We start from the raw sequence: 17451 nt of genomic DNA, 5'->3' as shown, positions 1-17451 counted from the left end.
TCCTCATCGTTCCGATACTCCTGCTTTGACAACCGGCCACCGATGCCATGCATCCACCACCAGCGGGCAGAAGCAGGACGCCGGCAAGGAAAATCCAGGCGTTTAAGCTTGGGGCATCAACTGTCCCCAGCTCGTGCTGACCGCTTCAGCTCGGCAATCCGCAGCCGGAGAAGATAATGGCCTCGAAGAGGACGTACACCGCAATCACCGCCAACGCGGTCATGAAGACTGGCGAACAGGATACCCAGAACGCTCACCGCTAGATTCACATTCATTACTACCCCCCCCCAATAGCCGTGGGCAAAGTGTGGGCAGAACGTGGGCAATGCCAGTCTTGCCGGACGACTGAATGACGAGATTTCGAGCACGAGAGCTGCTGCCCTTTCGACACACACGACCCGGAAGCTGGCCTACAGCCTGGATGAGGCGGCAGCCAGAGTGGGTTGTAGCCCAGCCTTGCTAAGGAACCAGATCGCCAACAGCTATCTGGTTATGAGAACGCGAAGCCCGTCGTCCCTCACGATGACCTGGTTGAGTAGCTCAACGCTTTGCCCACGGAACCGAAATTCCCGTGATGACCGGCGACAAACTTGGGGGCCCAGGTACTGTTCGCGGGCCCCCAAGCTGGCGTCCTAGCTTTCTTCTCGGTGGATCCGCCGGACAAAAGCCTCAGCGACGCAGTCCACAACGATTTCGTTGTCATCCATGAAGTAGAAGTAGCCTTCGACCTTTCTGAAGAAGGCGGCTTCGATGTCGGGATAGAAGCCGGCACCAGGTACATCGTGGTTGATTTTGAACTTGACCATAAGTTCGTAGCCTTTCCCTTTGGTTGGAGTCGCCATTCGGTGCTTACGACTCCAGCCAACCAGAACGGTCTGACATTCGCGCTCTTCTGAATATCGAAGAGTCGTTGGCGTTGTTCGGCGTCGTGTATTCTTTATTGGCTGTCCCCTGCGTTCCGGTTCTAACTCGTAGATGCACGGGCGCGTCTAGCTTGTTGGGGAATCCCCGGGACGATCCCGGGGGTGTATGGCTTGGAGACGGTCCTGAAGTTCATAAGAAAGTGGCGCTCGCCTGCTGTCGTTGCCCTCCTCGCGGGGCTGGGCATCGTCTTGCAAGCGCTGTTCAAGTCCACGGGTGACTTGTACTGGATGGTTGCGTCCGTGGTCGCGGCAATCCTGGCCGCCCTGACTGTACCGTTCTTCAAACACCTGGATGAAAAGGCTGAGAAGTCTGCCCTTCTGAAGTATCAGGAGCAGATCGGGGACGGACTGGAGCCACTGCTACAGCAACTCGTGGTCGTCAGCGAGTCTGCCCCAGGCGAAGCTCGAAACAAGGAACTATCGGCCTTGGTTCGCGTTGCAATCGAAGCAGCCCGGCACATGGCAGGACAACGTCGCGTCCGGGCAACCTACTATCGTGTGCATGAGCGTAAAGGTGCCAAACGTGAGCGGCTCGCGGCTACGCATTACACCGGCCGCGGCACGAAGCCGAAAACTGAGTTCACGCGGGGCTCTGACGCGGGTGACTACGTCTTCAAGACACTAGGCGACAACGAAACCATATTTGTGAAGGACACCAAGGACTGCGACCTTCCCGGTTGGAGTAGGTCCCGAGTTCGCGACTACAGGACATTTATTTCAGTTCCTGTACGTGGTGAACAGAGGGTTTATGGCATGCTTACAGTAGACGCACCGACGGTGGGAGAGCTCACCGCAAACGACGAAATGTTCGTTCGGTGCGTTGGGCTGTTGTTGGCTTCTGGTATCGCGACAGCGAACCCTAACTGAATAGAAACCGACCGCCACAAAATGAAAGGACAAGGATATGTCCACCGCATACCCAGCCCGATCCTCTTTCGTAACGGCACGTAAATGGCACAACCTCGCCGAAGAAGTCCTGGACGATGCCGACGGCTACTACCAGAAGGTTGAAAAACGAGCAGCTGACCGCGTCTCGGAAGAGCTCGCCAAAAGAGATCGATTCGACTGGCCGTGGAAGAAGAACCCACGCGATTGAACAGCAACATGAAGATGTCCCCGGGCCCCTGCGTGGGCACCGGGGATATCTTTTATCTTCATTGTTCTGAACTTCGCCTTCGTAGCGTCAAGTTCAGAGGGTAGATTCGCGCCGGGCTATGGGTCTAGTCCGTCAGTTCGCCTCTACGCGGGCCCACCGGGGCCACGGCGGCAAATGCCCGGGCGAGGCTTTCTAGGCCCTCAACGCCACGGCCGTTGGCGCTAGGCGCCGCCTTTGCGATTGCTTCCAGAAGTGCTGCCTTGGCGTCAGTGGTCAGGTCTTCGATGGTCTTTGTGTCGTCGGCCATGGTGGCTCCTTCGATAATTACGGTCAGGGGCCTTTCCCCCGAACCTAGATTAGGGTGCTTCAAGTTCATTCAACGCCTCTGACCATGGCTGGTCGGGAACGACGCCATCCAAGTAAGGCATATCTTCGTAGCCGTCAGGTAGGTTTTCCTCAGCCCACGAATAACGGACCGCCGCCCACGCAGCCCACCGCTGATGTTCCAACTTCCCCGACCGGTCCTCCGGAACAAGGTCCAACAGGGCAGGCGGGATGTCCGGGCTGCCTGCAGGACCAGCGGGCGCACGCTGCAGGCGTCTCACCGAACTGCCGAAATCCGGCGGACGCCTGGGGCCTTCAGAGGCCCGTGCCCGCCCGGGGCATTTGCCGTCGGACTTCGCCCTTTCCGAAAAGTCTTGTCAGATCGCCGCTCTGTCAATGCCGAGGGCCCTGGAACTCTTGGGTCTCAAGTCTTTCGGGGCCTCGCTACGTGGGCGGTGACTGTGGGATTTCAACCCATTGCTTCCCGAACGTACATCAAAGCTGGCCCAGTCTGAACGGTGACTCAAGGGGGCCGGTACCGAAGGGCTGCCAATCTATCCCGACGGCATGAGCTAGCTCGCCATACCCCGCTCAAGGGTTTTCCTGAAGTAAACGCACGACTGGTGTCTTGCCATCGGCAAAGCCCGTTCCACGGTCAGTCATGTCGCTCCATCCGCCAACGTCGATGAACAGGTGAGCTCATCTGCTCACTTCATGGAATACGACGGACGGAACACCCATGTACTTTGCAGCGGTAGACCCGGGGATCACCCCGAACGCAAGTTTTCCATTCCTGGAATCGCTCAAACAGATTGGCGGCGGCATCCTTGTCGGCGCGTTCATCATTATCGCGATCGTGGCCATTATCGGCGCCGCGATGCTGCTGGCCGGCAAACTTAGCCAGTCCTCCCGCCTTGCCTCCGGCGGCGGCGTGATCCTTCTCTGGACGGGCCCGGTTGCCGCCATACTCGGCGGCATCAACGGCTACATCCTCTGGTCACAGACAGCGTTCCCACTCGGGTTCTAGATCATGCCCGTTGAGTGCGATCTCAATGGTTGGTGGCCACCGGGCTGCGGTGTGGTCTCCCAAGCGAACGACAACGCCATAGGCGCGGTCTCCTCGATCTTCGCCGACATCCTCCAAAACATGGCGTCCTGGCTCTGGGCCTTTATCACCGGAGCCTTCACCGTGTCGGATGTCGACGACTCCCAGTGGCTATCCATAGAAGGACTTACGAGTTGGTGGGTGGTAGTCATGTTGACGCCACTCGTCGTCGTGATGATTCTCCAGGTGCTTTCCGGGCTAATCAGCCAGCAACCGCGAAGGATCGGGCGAGCAATGCTCGGTGGAGCTGCCGCGATACCGATGGTTGGGGCGGCAGTCTTTCTTGTCCGGCAGCTGACACGAGCAACCGATCTAGCGGCGGCCGCCCTGCTTGGCTCGATCGGCTCCGACCCTTACCTAGTTTTCATGAGGCTGTTCGGTTTCGAACGCGCACCGAAAGGAAGTGGCCGGGAATGGAATTTGGTCTCGCTGGCGCCTGGGACGACTGGGGGCCCAGTGGGTGCGGTGGTCGTGACGGTAATGGCGGTCATTATCGTCTGGATACTTGCCTTCATCCTGATGTGCTCGATGATCTTCCGCTCCTTTGCGCTCGTGGTGCTGGCCGCCGTCGCTCCGGTTGCCCTCATGTTGTTGCCCTGGGACAAGACAAAGTCCTGGGCTCGCCATTGGTGCGAGGTAGTCATCGCCCTGGTTATTGCGAAGCCGTTGGCCGCAACGGTTCTGGCCGTCGCGGTTAAACTCTTCGCCGAATCGAAGTCCTTTGCGGGCCTCGCCGCGGGAACCGTAGGAATGGCTCTGGCCTGTGGCGCACCCCTCATGGCAATGCGTCTGGTGAGCTTCGCAGGCGGCGAGCTCGCCGCTGGGGCCCAAACTGCGGGCGGCGGTCACATGCTGTCTAGAAGCAGCAGCGTGGCCGCGCGCCAGATCAGTCGTCAGGTCGGCGGCCGTCTGGTGCTCGCGAACCTGGTTAGCCGCTCCAACATGATCCGCCCTGTCAGCTCAAGCAGAAGCGTTTTCCCCACGCAGGCGGCCCTAGCTCCTTCTGTCGCACAGAAGACATCGTCCACGGGCCCCGACGGGGATCGACGAGCCCTTGGCATGAGAACCTCCGTTGGCTCCACCGAGGAGACCCAAAATGCGGCACCCCAAGGGTTCTTTCATTCGGGCCCGTCTGAACCAACGAAAGCAACACGGGCAGCTTCGCAGCAACCCACGCAGGCAGCGACCGAACAGCGAGCGCAGCCGCCCACGGGCGCAGGTGGGACGGCGCGGGTCCAGCAGTCGAAACCACGTCCACCAAGGATTGATCCTCCAAAGGGAGGCACGCCTAATGTCTGAAAATTCGCGCGTCCTAGAACCCGTCAAGTTTCCGAGATACGAACGCCGCGGCTTCTTCCTCGGGCTCAAGTGGTATCAACTCCTGATCGTGGCGGGTGGAGTTGCCGTCGCCATTGTGGCTTCAGCGAGCCGCGGCCCGGCCGGTCTCTTCGCTTCCGGCCCTATGTGGCTTAGTTTGATCCTGCTCGGGCTCCTTCAGTATTCACGCATCCCTTTCCCGGTCTGGGCGAAGCAGATCACTTTGTTCTTCTACCGGGTGGTCGTGGGGCAAACAAAGTTCCTCGCTAAGCCGGAATCGCCACGACTCACTGGTCGGCTTGCTCTGCCAGGCGGCTTAGGCAATCTGGAGCTTCGATCAACAGCGCGCGGTGCCTGCTTCCTCATCGACAGCCACGCAAAGGAAGCGACCGCAGTTCTGCGGTGCAGTACTCGGTCCTTTGCGCTCCTGGACGCGGACGATAAAGCCTGGGCTGTGCAGGCATGGTCACGGGTTCAAGCAGGACTGGCTCAGCGCGCGGGAGTGTCGCGGATTGCCATCCAGGATTACACCGTTCCCTACCCATCGTCGACGCTCTGGGACTATTACCGGCACAACGCCATAGGGGCGGAACCGGACAGCACAGCCACTTGGGGACAACGCGCCTATGAGGACTTGCTGGGTGCGGCAGGCTCCACCATGAGCCACGAACTCCTGGTGTCATTCGTCCTGGACACCAGTAGAACTCGTCGACGCATCAAAGAGTCAGGCGGGGGACTGGTTGGTCTGGAGAACGTCCTCCGGCTTGAAGTCGAAGCCCTAAAGACCTCGCTGGGCACCCACAACGTCAAGGTGGAGGAGTGGATCGGAGAACCTGAACTGATTGGGATCATTCGCGGCGCCTTCGATCCCGCTGCTCCGCCGGCTGCCAAGCCCAAGGCGCAGGCCGCACCCTTGGACCGGGCCGCAAACCGGGATCAGGAATACCTTCAAGGTCCGGGGCCGATGGCCGTCGAGGAACACTGGACCTACCTGCACACCGACTCCGGATTCCACCAGACCTTCTGGGTTGCCGAGTGGCCGCGGCAGAAGGTCTTTCCTGGCTTCCTGCACCCCCTGATCTACGTCGGCGAGTTCCGCCACACCTTCACCGAAGTGCTGCGGGCAGTGCCTACGGCTGAAGCTTTGCGGGACATCCGCTCGGCCCAAGAGGCCCACGAAACCCGCCGCCGGATCAACGCGCGTTTCGACCGGCCACTCACCCGTGAACAAAAGGCCGAGGAGGAAGAAGTGAGCCAGCGCGAAGAAGAGATTGTCGCCGGGCACGGCGATGTGCGGCCTGCTGCGTACATAACCATCACGGCCACGTCGCTGGAAGACCTGGCGCGGCACCGCCAGGAACTTGAGTCCGCTGCCGCTGGTGCCTTCGTTGAACTTCGGCTCCTCTACGGGCAGCAATGGGCAGGGTTCGTGGCCGGCGGCCTTCCGCTGGGAAGGGGATTGCGGTGAAGCAAACTGTGGAGAGTGTCGAGTACATTCCTTCGGGCAAGAAGCGGAAAGCACGACGGCGGCCCGCGCCATTCGCAGGACCGTGGGCTAAGGCGCTGGCCGGGGAAGGCCCATCAGGACTTTCGGGGGTCCCTTTGGCAGGTGACTGGGGGAGTAATGATCCGAACTCCCTGCGTGGTCCGCACCGTATGCGCCCTGCCCCGCACAGGGCTTCAACGATGACCTTCGCTGCCGCCTACCCTTTCCTCACTGAGTCAGGCCTCGGGCACGAAGGCACCTACATCGGCACCGACGTCTTCGGCTCCGGGGCCTTTTCCTACGATCCCTGGATCCTTTACGACAAGGGGATTATCAGCGGTCCCTCTATCGTCGTAATCGGAACAGTTGGCACCGGTAAATCGATGTGCGGCAAGTCGCTGGTGACGCGCTCGATAACCCTGGGACGAAAGGCCGCCGTCGCATCCGATCCAAAAGGCGAGTGGGTCTCCGTCGCCAAAGCTGTTGGCGGAAAGGTAATCTCGGTCGGTCCCGGCCGTCCTGCAAGGGTCAATCCGCTCGATGCGGGACCCCGCTCCAGCGCCCTGACCGAGGCGCAATGGCAAGCTGTGGTGCGACAACGCCGTCGCTATCTTCTGGTCGCCCTCGTTTCACTCATGCGGCAAGGCATGCCCCTCCGCCCTGTGGAGCACACGGCCTTAGACATAGCGCTCATGGAATCCATGGCGGAGAACTCTAACCCAACACTGCCCATGGTGCTCGATCACCTGCTCAAGCCATCCAAGGAGATGGTGGCTCTAGTGGGCACGGAGGGCGGAACCGCCGTTAGCCATTCACTGCGACGAACCGTTTCAGGGGACCTCGAAGGCATGTTCGACGCGCCATCCACTGTCGCATTCGACGCGGACGCGCCGATGATGGTGATGGACACTTCTGCCCTGATTGGTTCATCAGAGCAGGCGCTTTCTCTGGCCGCAGCCTGCGGCGCCACGTGGCTGGAAGCCGCCATTACAAATCCCGAGGGCGGGAAGCGCCTCGTCGTGTACGACGAGGGGTGGCGGATGCTCGCCGATCCGTACATGTTGGCGAAGATGAGCGAGCAGTGGCGGCTGGCCAGAACCTATGGAATCGCCAACCTGCTGATCATGCACAAGGTCGCCGACCTCAACGAGATCGGGGACAGCACCAGCGGGCACCGGCAGAAAGCCCTTGGCCTGCTGACGGAGGCTGACACCAGGATCATCTACCGGCAAAAGCACGACGCCATGCGGCTGACGAAGGAAGCTCTGGGACTGACCGAGGCCGAGTGTGAGCATGTAGAGAACCTGCCGAAAGGTGTCGGGCTCTGGAAAGTAGGCAACCGTTCCTTCATCGTGGCCAACAGGGTGACCACTGACGAACTAGCGGTCTTCGGCACTGACGACAGGATGCTGTGAGAAGGCCGGGCAGCTCGCGGGCTGTAGCCGAAAATCCTCTGGTGACGGCGGCCCTCGTCGGGGCCGCAGCCTACGTAGTTCTCTGTGCAGTGATTCAGGCGGCAGCACACCTGGTGGTCTCGTGGCGATGTGGCAATACGCCGCCGTCGCCGTTCAACCCTGCGGCCGCCGTCGGACTCCTGGTCGACAGGATGGACTTGATCGTTGCCCGCCGGCCGGGTTGTGCAGTTGGTACTGAGAGTGTTTGGTGGGTTCTGGCGCCTACCGTAGTTGTGGCCAGCGCGCTCGCCGTCGGCGCGCTGGTCGCTTGGCGTAGTTGGAGGCAGTCTGGCGGTTGGCTGCGGCAGGACATCCTGAACCGCGACGGCGTCGCGCGGCGGGCCGAGATCCTCCACGACTTCGGGGCAAGGGCTGTGCGGAAGCGGGGCAAGTTCACGCGCCCGGGGCTGGTGAACCCGTCTGTGCAGGATGTCTCTTGGACGTTGGGCCGTTCCCGGGGGATCACCGTTCATGTCTCAACCGAAGAATCGATGGTGATCCAGGGCGCGCCGAGATCCGGCAAGGGCCTCTACGTGGTCATTAACGCCATCCTTGACGCGCCCGGGGCAGTGGTTACTACGTCAACGCGCGCAGACAACCTGGTGGTGACGATGAAAGCGCGAGCATCCGGCGGCCGTCCTGTGACGGTCTTTGACCCGCAAGGAATGTCGGGCATTCCGTCGTCACTGCGCTGGTCGCCCGTCCGCGGGTGCCAGGACCCGGACGTTGCCACCCGGCGAGCGCTGGTCATCACTGCGGATACGGAGATGAAAGGCGAGAACGCCGCCTGGCAGAAGCGCTCGCTGATGGTTCTCCAGTGCCTGCTCCACGCTGCTGCTCTGGGCGGCGAGGGAGTGGATGCATTCCGGCGGTGGTCTTCCAGCCCGGTGTTGGCTCGGGAGGCGCTCGACGTTCTCGGCCGGCCAGGGGCGGCGATGGGGTGGCAGGCGGACCTGATGGGCATCCTCGAAGACGACCCGCGCAATACGTCCAACTCATGGATCGGTGTCTCGGCCGCCGTCGCACCTCTGTCATCGCCGAAAGTTCTCGCTGCTTTGAACCCGCAGGACGAGTCTGAAGAGTTCGATCCCAAGATGTTCATCCGCGAGCGCGGCACCCTCTACCTGATCGGTACCCGAGCAGGAGCGGCCGCTGCGGGACCGTACCTGTCTGCCCTGATCGACGACATCGACAACGCAGCACGTGAGATGGCCTTCGTTTCTGCCGGTGGACGGTTGGAGCCCCCACTTTCCCTGATCCTCGATGAAATTGCCAACTTGGCCCCATGGCCGGGACTTCCGGTGGCACTGTCCGACGGCGGAGGTATCGGCATCTCAACCCTCGTGGTCTTGCAGTCACTGTCCCAGGCGCGTTCCGGATGGTCAATCGATGAGGCGGCGACGATCTGGGACTCGGCCATTATCAAGGTGATCTTCGGCGGCGGATCGGACGAACGGGATCTCCGTTCACTCGCCGGATTGCTCGGTGAGCGCAGCCTCACGCTCACCACACGATCCTGGTCGTCCCAGGGCCGCCAGGACGGAGAGCAGATACGTGAAACCCCAGTGATCGCGCTCGACGAGATCCGACGTCTCCCCGCTGGCACCGCTCTGATGCTTGGCCGACGAACCCGGCCTATCTTGCTCGATCTGCTGGAGTGGCACAAGCGCAAGGACGCGGGGGAGCTGCGTCGCCTGAAAGCCGAGATGGAGGCCCTGTTGGCGGAGGGCCACAGGCTACGCCAGCAGAAGACTGAGGAGATGCCTGATGCGCAGCCATGACAACACTGACGAGTTCGATGTTCCGTCTGCGGGACACTTCGGTGACGACGAGATCACCGCACAGCTGTTTCGGTCCGCGTTCACATCCCCCGCCACCCCGAAAAGTATGACCCGGCGCTGGCGGGACATGACTGCGGAGCAGGCCCAGGATGTGTGGCAATCACTCTTTGCCTGGGTTCAATGGCTCGTGGCCACCTATCAGTTCACGACGTCGATCGTGCCGGATTGTTGGTGGCGGCACCCTGAGATTGTGGCTGAGTTATACGCACTGCAGCGCGCGGAGCTCGCCTCTTACACGCCCGATGACCCGGGCTTCGGACCGCTGGCCTTTCACGAAAGGCTCCCTCACGCCGTCGAACGCCTGAGAATTCATACCAGAACGGCAGGATGCGTCGGGCTGCAGACGCACAAGGAACCTGCCCCACGTGTCCTCGCAAACGACGACCCTGCCTTCCTCGAATGGTGCAAAGCCGCACATCAGCTGGTTCCCGACTTCTGAATCATGTCGCTCACGGTAGCTGGGGCCATGTACAGATGCCTGCGCAGTAACGCTGCGGTCCAAGAAGAAGAAGGGTGGCTGTCGTGGCCGCTTCACCTGAGGTCCCCGCAAGTACCTCGCCTGTCCTGACTTCCGCGCTGGAAGCGCGACACATGCCTCCGGAGGAGCGCGTCGCTCTGTTGATGGACGGCCTGCATTCGATTCTTGAAGAGGCAGTAGAGTCTCCCTCGCGCTGGCAGGTTCTCCTCGATGCCTCCGCCACCCTGTGGCGCTACTCAGGGGGAAACGTCGCCCTGCTGATGATGCAGATGGCACAGCGCGGTACTGACGAGCCCACGCTGGTGGCCGGGTACAAGGAGTGGGAGCGGCACGGCCGCACGGTCCTCCGCGGCGAGCATGCTCTGTGGGTTATTGCGCCCAGGACGGCCCGGGTTCAACAGCTGCTGTTGCCCAACGGTACGCGACAGCGCGTCCCTGTGGGTGACAAGTGTCCCTATGGTGCCATCGATGAAGGAAAGAAGACCTTCATTACCGGTTGGCGCGGCCAGGCAGTCTTCGATGTTTCCCAGACGGAGGGTGCGCCTCTGCTGGTCCCGAGGCCGACAGGGGTTTCCTCCACTGTGGCTCCACAACTGTGGAATTCATTGGCTGGAGTTGCTCGGGTGCACGGCTTCTCGGTGGACGTGACCGATGCGCAGTACGGGCTTACCAGTGGCTTTACCGACTTTGCCCAACGCAGGGTTCAGGTAGGCGGCTGGCTGAATGCCGTAGAGCGCAGCGCTGTGCTGGCACATGAGCTCGGGCACGTGCTGCTTCATGGGCCGGATGACAAAGTGGGCAAGCTCTATGGGAGCAGCGTGGACCACCGTGGACTGGCCGAAGTCGAGGCCGAGTCAGTTGCCTACACCGTGCTGAAGGCTCATGGAATTGACCGCGGTCCCCAGTCGGCCAGCTACTTGTCCGGCTGGGCTGACGCCGTGATTGAGGCGGAGCACTCTGCATCTGGCGCCTCCTCCGGGAAGCCGGCTTCCTCGCGTGTGGACATTGCGAAGTCTGTGCTTGGCCGTGTCACTGCAGCGAGCAAGGAGATTCTCGAAGTAACTGATCCTCCGGGGCCCGGTGGGAAGGCTCCAGGGGTTGAAGCCGCTCCGCTGGTCAAAGGCCAGGATTCCTACGCGGGCATGAACCAACCCCGGCCGTCGCGCGGCCTGGAGATCGCGGGCCCGTAAGGCACTCAGAAGCGTTGGACGGGAAAGCCCCGTCTGCGAATGAAAGGACAGAAAAGATGAGTACCAAGATTCCGGTCAACATCGTTGGCAACCTCGTCGCGGACCCGGAGCTCACCTACGGTGAGTCCGGTGTGGCGCACGCCAAACTGCGGGTAGCTGTGAACCAACGTATGCAAGGAGCAGACGGATCGTGGCAGGACGGCGAGCCTGTCTTCCACAACGTCTCAGCGTTCCGCGCGCTCGCCGAAAATGCCTCAAACTCCCTGAAGAAGGGGGACCCCGTGACGGTGTCCGGTGAACTCGAGTTCCGTTCTTTCGACAAGGATGGAGAGCGGAGGGAAGCCCGGCGCATCGTCGCTGAGACGATTGGCCCTGACCTCCGTTTCGGGACAGCCACTTACCAGCGTTCGCCGCGAGCCGGCGAACCTGAGGCGACTGCTTCCGCCGGTTTGCAGGCCGTTACTGAGGCAACCCCCTACACAGTCACGGCCAAATGGCCGGTGGCCTTGGCCACTTCCGGCAGGGCGGCGCGGACTGACATCAGCCTCTGAACCGTCGAATCCGGCGTCGAACCTACGGATAGCCGTCATCACCGAACATCATCTACCGAACGGAAGCTGGCCGGGTCCTCCCAGTGGAGGACCAGGCCAGTGCTTTATGTGTCAGCTCGACGGACTGTTTGCTCTGCGGCTTGGTCGCTGGACGCTACAGCCGACTGCTGCCCTTCCACTCTTCCGGCTGCACACGCTTGATGCTTGAGGAGTGCGCCCAGCCCATATGGTACTTGCCGGAGGAATCCAGCCATTCGATGAGTCCGTATTTGTGGGTCCAGCCCACAGCTTTGCCGTAAATCCCTCCGACATAGATCAAAGGCCGGCCGTATTTGGGAAAGTCGCGGATCGGAGCCGGGTCATCTATGGGGCGAGTGGCCTCGGCATCCATCCGAGCCATCATTCGCTCCAAATCTTCGGGAGAGCCGGACTTAATCACGAAAACAAGTATAGAACATATGTTCGAATAGCTGCCTAGGGGCGTTGTTTCGAGGGAACCTACGGATGGCGCACCCTGAAAGTTGACGACGGCTGCTGTACTGAGGGGCGCCCTTCAGCAGGCGCCCAAGCCAGACAATCAACAGCGCGAATAAGATAAGCGTCGGGCCAGGGCGCACCAGGCATTACTTGCGCCGGGTCGGGGGAGATGAGCAGGACAGATCCAGGCCAGATTGGTTCCTGAAGCGATTCCAGCCAGGCGGGCTGAACGTGATTGAAGCGATTCCACGCTACGGTGACCCAGGAACCAGTGGGTTGGACAGCGTCGACACTAAGCAGGGTTACTTCGGTGGTGGTACCTCCGGCCCGCTTCGCATTATTGAAGGACCGCCACTGTTCCGCTGCGGTGGCCTCCCACGTGCGGCGTCGTTTGGCTCGGCTCCACCACAGGAAGCCCGCGAATAGAGTCGCGGCCAAGGGGAGTGCAGCGGCTACCATCTTTGGCGCAAGAGGTAGTTCTGCTGCGGGAATGTAAACGATTGCCAGGACAAGAAAGATGAGGGCAGCCGAACTGGTCGCTACCAGCCCGGCTGTCGCAACTACGGGTTTCACTGCGGGGTTCCCAGCCATGACATTGCCTCTTAGATCAGCTTAGAGCTGCCAGCCGGCGGTAGTAAGTAGGGCGCGGCCGCCGAGTGGAACATCCACGACGGTTGAAGCTGGCTTCGCTGTACCTATAAGTCCTCGGGTTCCCTCAATCGCTAGCTGGAGCCTTGCCCAATGAGTCTGCTGTTCCCAATCGTAGTCGGCTGGTTTCGGTCCCAAGGGAAGGTCGGGCTGCAGTACTCCCCATCGATCCCGATAGACGGCAATCTCACCACTCAGCTCGCCCGACACCGCACCGCTGCCGACCAGCGAGTCCAGGCAGTGCTTCCATGCGGGTTCTTCCGTTAAGGCGGCCATCATCACATTTTCCGTCCGCTGCCGGATCCGGTGGCGGACCTGTTCGACCAACGCCGCCAAATCCGGGCGGGAGATTTCAAGCACCTCTTCCAAAGGTTCCTTTACCGAGGTCGGCATTCCTCCTGAAAACTGACGCAACCGCATGCTGAGGACAGCAACGGGATCATTCGCTGTGGCGATGGTACGAAGAGTTCGGACTAACACGGCTTCGGCACTCTGACGGCTGACCGCTGTGGCTTTTCGCCAAGCCGCCACAGCAGCGCCCCACGAGGGCGACTGATCATAGTCGGGAAACACGTCAATCGGTTGCTTCTCTAGGCATTGCCGAAGATCGTGACTGGCAGCGAGCTGCGCCAAGTAGTCGTACTCGGAGTAGAGCCGCTCAAGGCTGTCGGACTTCACTCGCTCGGCCTCCCGCACTTCATGCGCGGTCCGCTCAGCACCTTCGGCTGCTAGGACCTCCGCCAGAATGCTCCGCCACGACAACTGAAGTGAGGGATCTACGACAGGATGGTCAACGTCGTCGCCTTCACTCACGTATGCGAAGTTGCCGGACCGTCCCCGCGTCATGCTGACGTACAGCAATTCGCGGGTAAGCCGGCCTTGAGTCACTACCGTGTGCCCGGTGTCGACCGTGACACCCTGGGAACGGTGAGCGGTGGTCGCATACCCCAACTCGACGTGCGACTCGAGATACGTGCGCGGAAGCTCGACCCGTGCGCCTGTCTCCCGCCGCACAGCGAGAACAGAGCCGTCACGGTGGACGCCTTCGACGTCGTAGAGCGTTCCGTTCCGGACAAAGTCCTCGTCGCTGTCGATGAGCCGGCGGTTGTTTCCGCGGGCGATAATCGTGTCGCCTGAACCGGCTCGTAAGCCATCGGCAAGCTGAACTGTCAGCTCGGCGTCCACCGTTCCTTGGGCCACCAAGTCAGCTTGGGCGCGTTCGTTGAGCATGCTGACGGTCTCATTGTCCGCGGCGATGAGGATGGATGATTTGCCTGCCCGGCTGTCGGCCTGCCACGCAAGGTAGGCCTTGTCGAGCATGTTCAGGTAGGTGCCGTGCCGGGTCCGCTGATGCTGCTCGTAGTCAGCGATCGCCGAGTAGTCTCCCGTCCGCAGCTTGAGGGAGGATGTCCGTTCCCACTCTTCGTGGAACCTCCAGATGGTGCTGAGGCGAGAAGCCCTTCCTTGCCGGTCCAGCCAGCCGAGGACACCGCCGGCGTCGATCGCATCCAGTTGGCCGGGGTCACCCACCAGCAAAATCTTCGCCCCGGCATCCTGGGCCTGCCGTACGAGGGCAGCGAGCTGAAAGGTGGAGACCATGGAAGCCTCGTCGACGACAACGAGTTGGTTGTATTGGAATGACCACCGGTGCTGGGTGGCAGCGAGGCGGGTGGCTTCCTGCGCGTATGCGATGCTCCGGCGCTCGCCGATAGGGGTATCGGCCAGGCGAGCTTGGACGCCGAGGAAACGTTCAGCTCTCATGCCTGCACCTGGACCCACCGACTCATGAAGCCACTTCGACACGTTCTCTGTTGCCATCCCCAGTTCGCGGCCCAACACGTCGGCACTCGCTGCTGCCGGCGCCAACCCAATGACACTTCCGGCACCGTACTCGGCTTCCCATACTGTTTTGACCACGCCGAGCGTCGTTGTCTTTCCCGTCCCTGCAGGGCCGACGATGGCGTCGAGGCGGTTACCGCTCAGGACGACGTCGGCGACGGCGGCACGCTGGTCGGTGTGCAGCGCCGATTTCTCGGAGCGATGAGCGTTGTCCAGCGCATCCATGGTGACGTCCGCGCGGACCGCTGGGCCGCCGTCGTCGTTCCTTGCCGCCATAATGACGTCCTCAGAGGCGAGCGTAGTGGCATCGGTGTACAGGCGCGATCCCTGGAAGTCGAAGCAGCTTTGCTGCCCAAGTCTTAGGTCCAGTGCTGCGTCTGGACGGACGGTGTAGCGGTATTCGTTGAGGGCGACGGACTGTCGTTCAGCGGCGGTAGCAACGGCATCCATCAGGGCCGCCCGGTCAGAAGAGGTGCGGCAGCGAATCTGGGCGCAGACCCGTTCGGCTTCGGCCAGGAGATTCCAGCGATTCCAGGTTGAGCGCTTCGCGGCGACCCTTTCCCTGGTGAGGGTAGCGACGGCGTTGATCCAATCGGCAGCGAAATCAGTGGAAGTGAACGGCGAAAGCTGGGAGCGGTTGATGGTGGCGGCGAGGACCTCGGACGGCCGGAATCCCTTCTCGACGGCGCGTGTCCGCCACTGTTCGGAGAGTCGGTGTAACGGTGTGGGGAGTTCGGTCTTTGGTGCGCGGGTAGCCAATGTGGCCTGCTGGCGGAGCTTGATGACTGTTGTGGCTGTCGGGGGATGGCGGTGTTGCTCGATCCATTCGGCCACGAGTCGGTCTGTCTCCACGTTGATGAGTCGCGAGCGGTTGGAGAATTCTCGGATGAGTTCGTCGTCGACACCGGTCAGCTGTTGGCTGGGGTTGTGAGTGGTCGTGATGGGAATGCGGATGTCGGTGTCGGTTCCAAGTTCCTGATGGAGGGCGTCGAAGAGGAGTCCGTTGTAGTGTTCACTGGCGGAAACGGCGGCTTTGTACAGGGTGCGGGAGTCCAAGGTGGCCCAGGCGCCGTCGGTGATGCGCTGAACGCGGTTGGCGATCACCAGATGGGTGTGGAGCTGTGGGTCGCCGGTGCGTGATTCCCAGTGATCGAAGGAGGCAGCGACGGCGCCCCGCGTGCCGAGGTGGGCGACACCATTGCGTCCGGCACGTGTGTGGAGGACGTTCTCCTCGAGCCAGGCAAGGGTTGCTTCCACGGCGTCATGGTGGGTGCGCAGGATCCGCTCTTGCGTGCTGCGGGGGCTAAGCGCCCAGAGGACGGACACGGACTTTGGCACGCTGAAGGTTAGGTCGAAGCCGACTACGGCGTGACGCGTGGCGGGCGGACCGTTCTTGTTCTCGACGGCGATGGGTCGGTTGTGTGGGCGGCCCAGGGGAGTGCCGTTATTGGGGTGAGTCGCCAAATCGAAGACGGCCCGTGCATCGGTTTCTGTGACGACGTCCCCAGCTTCTTTGTTGATGCCATTGAGTCCGCTGCCGATCCACCGGCCTTCGGGGGTACCTGCCCTCATGTAGTACGTGGTGGCGTCGCGGGGAGTGGTGGAGAGGTCATCCATCATCGTTGTCTTGAACAGGTAGCGGAGACCGGACGGTGCCGAGAGCCGCGCGATGGACATGGTCATGACCGTGGTGCTCCGGCCTGGCGCAGCGTCGGATCCCATCCCCGCCGTCTCAGGATTTCCAGGGTGCGCACGTCTAGAGCGATCCCCTTAGCTCGGGACATCGAGACGAGCCATGCCGCAGCGTGCGCGAGGTCCTGGACATTGATTTGTTGAGCTCGTTTTAACCGCGCGACTTCTGACTGCAGAAGATTAATGCTCTGGCGCTGCTCCGAGTTCTCGCCCTCAAGCCGGTCAATTTGCGCGGCCTGTGACCGGAGCTTGGACTGAATTATCTGGCGCTGGCGCTCGCAAGTGTTCTTTTCTGACTCCAGCTGACGCTTTGTCGCTTCCAGCTGGGCCTTTAGATGCGGTGCACTCAAGTTCACACCAGGTGTGCTGGTTGAGCGCCTGATACCACGGCGTCGCCGGCTCCGTTGCCTGTTGGCGCACTTTGCCGAGCAGAACCGCTGGCTTGTGCGGGACGGTTGGAATGCACCAAGGCAGTCTTCACATCGCTTGTTGATCACGTCCGTTCATCCCCGGTGCGCCACTTGGCTACATGACTCGCCGTGACCGCGCCGACACGCTCAGCCCTTGGATGCCAGAGGTGTGAGGAGTTGATCGTGATGGTCGGGTGGGGAAGCCAACGACAACTGTGGCATCGGTAATCGACGGGGCGTGTGGGGATGGGCAGAACGACGAATAGTGCCACAGCTTGTGGCCCTATTCGCAGACTCGAGGACACGCAAGGCTCAGACAGGCGGAACTCGTGCAGCGCGGATTCCTAATTGTCCAGACGGCCTCTGGACAATTGCGCAACAAGCTGTTGCACAATTGCCAGGCACCCGCCGGAACAAGCTCAACAACAAGGACGGCAGTCAGGTTTGAATCTAAGACTCGCCGCTGGACATGTGCAGAAACTGGCTTTCACACCCTATTTTCACGTGATTGGAGGAGCTGCCTGACGTCAGGTTGGGGTGTAACTCAATCGGACGGTGCACGTGTACATCGACGCTAAGCGGGGCCGATTTTGCGACGCTGAATGGCGCGGCAGCCGGGG

14 protein-coding genes are annotated in these 17451 nt (G+C 61.4%); 10 read left to right on the top strand and 4 right to left on the bottom strand.

The genetic code is table 11. From position 1 onward, the window contains the following. Positions 1 to 632 precede the first annotated feature (632 nt). The gene (locus AC1DBN_RS17010; RefSeq protein WP_477723738.1) at positions 633 to 842 is read right to left on the bottom strand and encodes a hypothetical protein; all 210 of its coding nucleotides are present in this window, start codon (positions 840 to 842) and stop codon (positions 633 to 635) included. Positions 843 to 1034: 192 nt separating this feature from the next. On the opposite strand from AC1DBN_RS17010, the gene AC1DBN_RS17005 reads away from it, so the two are divergent. After that, positions 1035 to 1790: a GAF domain-containing protein gene (locus AC1DBN_RS17005; protein ID WP_477723737.1), complete on the top strand. Its 756-nt coding sequence runs from the start codon at positions 1035 to 1037 to the stop codon at positions 1788 to 1790. Positions 1791 to 1827: 37 nt separating this feature from the next. Then, positions 1828 to 2019, top strand: coding sequence for a hypothetical protein (locus tag AC1DBN_RS17000; RefSeq protein WP_477723736.1), 192 nt, complete (start codon positions 1828 to 1830; stop codon positions 2017 to 2019). Positions 2020 to 2143: 124 nt separating this feature from the next. On the opposite strand, the gene AC1DBN_RS16995 is transcribed toward AC1DBN_RS17000, so the two are convergent. After that, entirely contained in the window at positions 2144 to 2326 is a 183-nt protein-coding gene (locus tag AC1DBN_RS16995; protein WP_477723735.1) for a hypothetical protein, read from the bottom strand. 756 nt (positions 2327 to 3082) lie between these two features. On the opposite strand from AC1DBN_RS16995, the gene AC1DBN_RS16990 reads away from it, so the two are divergent. From AC1DBN_RS16990 to AC1DBN_RS16955, 8 genes are all read left to right on the top strand, one after another. Next, positions 3083 to 3370, top strand: a complete 288-nt coding sequence (locus AC1DBN_RS16990; RefSeq protein WP_056393728.1) for a hypothetical protein — start codon at positions 3083 to 3085, stop codon at positions 3368 to 3370. Positions 3371 to 3373: 3 nt separating this feature from the next. Further along, positions 3374 to 4747 carry a type IV secretion system protein gene (locus AC1DBN_RS16985; protein WP_477723734.1) on the top strand — a complete coding sequence of 458 codons (1374 nt, stop codon included), beginning with the start codon at positions 3374 to 3376 and terminating at the stop codon, positions 4745 to 4747. Beyond that, positions 4740 to 6233 (top strand): SCO6880 family protein, encoded by a 1494-nt coding sequence (locus tag AC1DBN_RS16980; protein ID WP_477723758.1) that lies wholly within the window; start codon positions 4740 to 4742, stop codon positions 6231 to 6233. Before AC1DBN_RS16985 ends, AC1DBN_RS16980 begins: the two co-directional genes overlap by 8 nt. Before the next feature lie 218 nt (positions 6234 to 6451). Then, positions 6452 to 7666 (top strand): ATP-binding protein, encoded by a 1215-nt coding sequence (locus AC1DBN_RS16975; RefSeq protein WP_477723733.1) that lies wholly within the window; start codon positions 6452 to 6454, stop codon positions 7664 to 7666. A 272-nt stretch (positions 7667 to 7938) separates the two neighbouring features. After that, a complete protein-coding gene (locus tag AC1DBN_RS16970; RefSeq protein ID WP_477723732.1) occupies positions 7939 to 9486 on the top strand; it encodes a type IV secretory system conjugative DNA transfer family protein in 1548 nt (515 codons plus the stop codon). Beyond that, positions 9473 to 9985 (top strand): hypothetical protein, encoded by a 513-nt coding sequence (locus AC1DBN_RS16965; protein ID WP_477723731.1) that lies wholly within the window; start codon positions 9473 to 9475, stop codon positions 9983 to 9985. The genes AC1DBN_RS16970 and AC1DBN_RS16965 overlap by 14 nt, the downstream gene beginning before the upstream one ends. Positions 9986 to 10068: 83 nt before the next feature. After that, the gene (locus AC1DBN_RS16960) at positions 10069 to 11214 is read left to right on the top strand and encodes an ArdC-like ssDNA-binding domain-containing protein (protein WP_477723730.1); all 1146 of its coding nucleotides are present in this window, start codon (positions 10069 to 10071) and stop codon (positions 11212 to 11214) included. Positions 11215 to 11270: 56 nt separating this feature from the next. Continuing rightward, the gene (locus AC1DBN_RS16955) at positions 11271 to 11765 is read left to right on the top strand and encodes a single-stranded DNA-binding protein (RefSeq protein WP_477723729.1); all 495 of its coding nucleotides are present in this window, start codon (positions 11271 to 11273) and stop codon (positions 11763 to 11765) included. Between the two features lie 154 nt (positions 11766 to 11919). On the opposite strand, the gene AC1DBN_RS16950 is transcribed toward AC1DBN_RS16955, so the two are convergent. Together AC1DBN_RS16950 and mobF are read right to left on the bottom strand one after the other, a co-directional pair. Next, the gene (locus AC1DBN_RS16950; protein ID WP_156368475.1) at positions 11920 to 12204 is read right to left on the bottom strand and encodes a hypothetical protein; all 285 of its coding nucleotides are present in this window, start codon (positions 12202 to 12204) and stop codon (positions 11920 to 11922) included. Positions 12205 to 12854: 650 nt separating this feature from the next. Next, the gene (gene mobF, locus AC1DBN_RS16945) at positions 12855 to 16412 is read right to left on the bottom strand and encodes a MobF family relaxase (RefSeq protein WP_477723728.1); all 3558 of its coding nucleotides are present in this window, start codon (positions 16410 to 16412) and stop codon (positions 12855 to 12857) included. Between the last annotated feature and the right edge of the window lie 1039 nt (positions 16413 to 17451).

The sequence above is a fragment of the Pseudarthrobacter sp. 10T415 genome, from assembly GCF_056394175.1.
Note: the sequence above shows the minus strand (reverse complement) of the source record. Positions and strands in the feature narration are given on the sequence as shown.